The sequence below is a fragment of the uncultured Limnohabitans sp. genome (assembly GCF_937889215.1).
Lineage (GTDB): Bacteria > Pseudomonadota > Gammaproteobacteria > Burkholderiales > Burkholderiaceae_C > Limnohabitans_A.
The window spans coordinates 1-3,252 of record NZ_CALBEX010000467.1; the positions used below are offsets into that span (position 1 = coordinate 1).

The 3,252-nt window shown below is 53.5% G+C and carries 5 protein-coding genes; all 5 read left to right on the forward strand.

Features of this window, described 5'->3' with window-relative positions; translation table 11 throughout:
• On the forward strand, positions 1–786 hold a 786-nt coding region (locus Q0341_RS11775), incomplete at its 5' end, for a PucC family protein (RefSeq protein ID WP_299513513.1).
• Positions 787–807: 21 nt separating this feature from the next.
• The gene (puhA, locus tag Q0341_RS11780) at positions 808–1,566 is read left to right on the forward strand and encodes a photosynthetic reaction center subunit H (protein WP_299513515.1); all 759 of its coding nucleotides are present in this window, start codon (positions 808–810) and stop codon (positions 1,564–1,566) included.
• 46 nt (positions 1,567–1,612) lie between these two features.
• A complete protein-coding gene (gene puhB, locus Q0341_RS11785; RefSeq protein WP_299513517.1) occupies positions 1,613–2,284 on the forward strand; it encodes a photosynthetic complex putative assembly protein PuhB in 672 nt (223 codons plus the stop codon).
• Positions 2,281–2,751 (forward strand): photosynthetic complex assembly protein PuhC, encoded by a 471-nt coding sequence (puhC, locus tag Q0341_RS11790; RefSeq protein WP_299513520.1) that lies wholly within the window; start codon positions 2,281–2,283, stop codon positions 2,749–2,751. The genes puhB and puhC overlap by 4 nt, the downstream gene beginning before the upstream one ends.
• 40 nt (positions 2,752–2,791) lie before the next feature.
• Positions 2,792–3,252, forward strand: a 461-nt coding sequence (locus tag Q0341_RS11795; RefSeq protein WP_299513522.1) for a ferritin family protein, incomplete at its 3' end; no start/stop codon positions are given.

Here is a 3,252-nt window from a genome sequence, read left to right on the forward strand (position 1 = left end):
GTGTTGTTCCTGCTCAACGGTGTTGCGCTTTGGAAGCAAGAGCCTCGCAATCCTGAACGTGTGAAAGCCATGAAAAACGAAATTCGCCGCCCATTCAAAGAGGTTTGGGCCGAATTCATCGCACTGCCCAACGCCAAGCGGTTTTTGTGGGCCACGGCTTTGGGCACCATGGGTTTCAACATGCAAGAAATTGTGCTGGAGCCCTATGGCGGTGAAATTCTGAAATTGAGTGTGGGTGCCACCAGTGCACTGACGGCCATGTTGTCAGCCGGTGGCTTGTTGGGGTTTTATGCCGCAGGCCGTCAACTGGCCAAAGGCGAAGACCCGATGCGCCTGGCTGCCTATGGGGCATTGGCAGGCTTGCCTGCGTTTGCTGCCGTGATTTTTTCAGCACCCTTGGATGCAGGCTGGTTGTTCAGGTTTGGTGCCATGGGCATTGGATTTGGCGGTGGCTTGTTTGCGGTGGGCACTTTGTTCACCGCCATGCGCATCGAGTCCAACTTTATAGGATTAGCTTTGGGCGCTTGGGGCGCGGTGCAAGCAGCGGCCGCTGGCGTGGCCATGTTCTTTGGCGGTGCATTGCGCGACATCGTGAACACACTCAGCTCGCAAGGTGTGTTGGGCGAAGGCCTGATGGACCCCTCGGTGGCGTACAGCATGGTTTACCACGTTGAAATGCTTTTGTTGTTTCTCACCCTGATTGCTGTGGGCCCCCTGGTCAAACGCAGCACCTCATTTTCAATCGCTGCCCCCTCAACCCTCGGCTTGACCGAGTCACGCATTTAATTGTTCAAAGGAGAAAACGTTATGCAAACCGTTGGCAACATCACTGGTTATGTCGATTTAGCACAAATACTGCTTTATGTATTTTGGATATTTTTCGCTGGCCTTATTTGGTATCTGGTCGCAGAAGGCCACCGCGAGGGCTACCCCTTGGAGACCAGCACCGGCGGACGCGCAGTGGGCAAAGGATTCCCAATCCCGTCCCCCAAAACTTACTTACTCGAAGGTGGTAAAACCGTCACAGTGCCTGACCTGACGCGCAAAGAGCCGGCTTACAACGCTGTGGCAACGGGTCGTGGAGGCGCACCCATCGAGCCCACCGGAAACGCCATGACGGCATCCGTCGGCCCTGGCGCTTACACCATGCGCGAAGATGTCCCTGAGCGGACATCCCATGGTGTTCCCCTGATTCAACCTTTGCGGATCGCCAGCGATTACACCGTCGCAAAGCAAGACGTCGATCCACGCGGCTTGCCCGTCATGGCTGGCGACGGCAAACAGGGCGGCACAGTCAAAGACATTTGGATCGATTCTGCTGAAATGATGTTCCGTTATTTGGAAGTCGAAATCGACGGCGGACGCACTGTTTTGCTGCCCATCACGTTTTCCCTAATTCGCAGAAACCAAGTTGAAGTGCATGCTGTCTATGCTCGCCATTTTGCGGATGTGCCTGGACTGAAAAACCCAGACCAAGTCACCAAATTGGAAGAAGAAAAAATCAGTGCTTATTACGGCGGCGGCACTTTGTATGCCGATGCCAAACGCAGTGAACCTCTGATTTAAGGTTTCACGGCCACACGTGTTGAATGAACAGCTGAAGAGGAATCAAATGCCCATCGAAAACCTTGGTCATGAATACGAGTTTGAACCAGAGTACGGTTTGCCCGAGAGGCTGCCGTCCGATGAGTTCATTGTTTGGCAAGGCTCGCCAGATGTCGCAACCCTGGCCTCTTCGGCCTTTCACATCAAAAAGTTGGTCGTCTATTTTGCGGTGCTCATTGTGGCCTGCGCGTGGCCAGCTCTGGAAGAAGGCGCAGGTGTCATGGCGGTGCTGCTGTCGATCAAATGGATTGCGCCGCTGACCCTCATCGGCCTGGGTTCCGTTTGGCTGATGGCTTACATGACCTCTCGCACGACGGTTTACACCCTGACCAACAAGCGCGTGGTCATGCGCTTGGGCATCGTGTTCACCGTGTCGTTCAACTTCCCTTTGAAACAAGTGGCCTCAGCGGATGTTCGGATGTTGAAGGACGGCTTTGGTGACATCACTTTGGCGCTGAAAGGCTCTGACCGCATTGCGTGGATTCATTTATGGCCCAGTGTGAGGCCCTGGAAAGTGGAAAAGCCCGAGCCCACCCTGCGTGCCATCCCCAATGTGCAAGAGGTGTCGGTCAAATTGAGTGAAGCATGGACACACAATACGGGTCTGCCTGTCAACGCGACCTCTTCCGTCAATACCGGCAAACCCAGTTCAAATGACCTCCAAGTGAGTTTGACATGAACCTTTCTCAATCGTCAGGCTTGACGCGCAAAGCCAGAACGGATCACTTTCCGCGGTGGGTTTTGTATTGCGCGGCTGGCATCATCGCGTTCTCACTGATTTCCGTTGGTCTGATTCGCATCACCGGCAACGGTCCGGACCAAAAAGCCGCAGCTCCAACAGTCCAACGGTCATTGGTTTTCCAGGATCACACCGACGGTGGTGTCCGTGTGGAGGACGGTGTGACTGGAAAAACCTTGACGGTTTTGCAAGGCGAGCAAGGTTTTGTGCGCGGCGCGCTTCGCGCACTCACGCGTGAAAGGTATTCACGGGGCATAGGTTCTGACTTGCCCTTTGATTTGATTGCCCGCGTGGATGGCCGCGTCACTTTGTTTGACCCAAGCACTGGCCAACGGGTGGATTTGGAGTCTTTTGGACCGACTAATACAGCTGAATTCTCAAGGTTTTTAGCCATGCGACCTGAGTAAAGCCACAGCTGCCCCTATTTTCAGAAACTGGTAACCATTTATGCAAACCCCATCCACCATTGACAGCGCTGAAAAAGCATCCCAAAAAGCCGTTGAGAGCACCATGCTCAGCCCACGCTTTTACACCACAGACTTTGCGGCCATGGACAAATTGGACATGTCCCCCATGCGCGCTGAGTGGGACAAAATGATGGCGGAATACGAGGGTGACAACAACCACGATCACTTTCAACGCGATGCGGAGTTTGCCAAAGAAGTGGCAGAAAGATTCTCGCAAGTCAGCCCGGAAATGCGCCAAGAGTTTCTGGATTTTCTGATTTCATCGCTGACCTCCGAGTTTTCCGGTTGTATTTTGTACAACGAAATTTTCAAAAATGTAGAGAACCCCGACATCAAACAGTTGATGCGTTACATGGCGCGAGACGAGTCTCGCCATGCCAGTTTCATCAACCAGTCATTGAAAGACTTTGGCTTGGGGATCGACTTGGGTGATCTGAAGCG

What these genes read in the sequence shown, in the direction of transcription:
- puhA (WP_299513515.1), top strand. Translation starts at nt 808, where the DNA reads ATGCAAACCGTTGGCAACATCACTGGTTATGTCGATTTAGCACAAATA.
- puhB (WP_299513517.1), top strand. Translation starts at nt 1,613, where the DNA reads ATGCCCATCGAAAACCTTGGTCATGAATACGAGTTTGAACCAGAGTAC.
- puhC (WP_299513520.1), top strand. Translation starts at nt 2,281, where the DNA reads ATGAACCTTTCTCAATCGTCAGGCTTGACGCGCAAAGCCAGAACGGAT.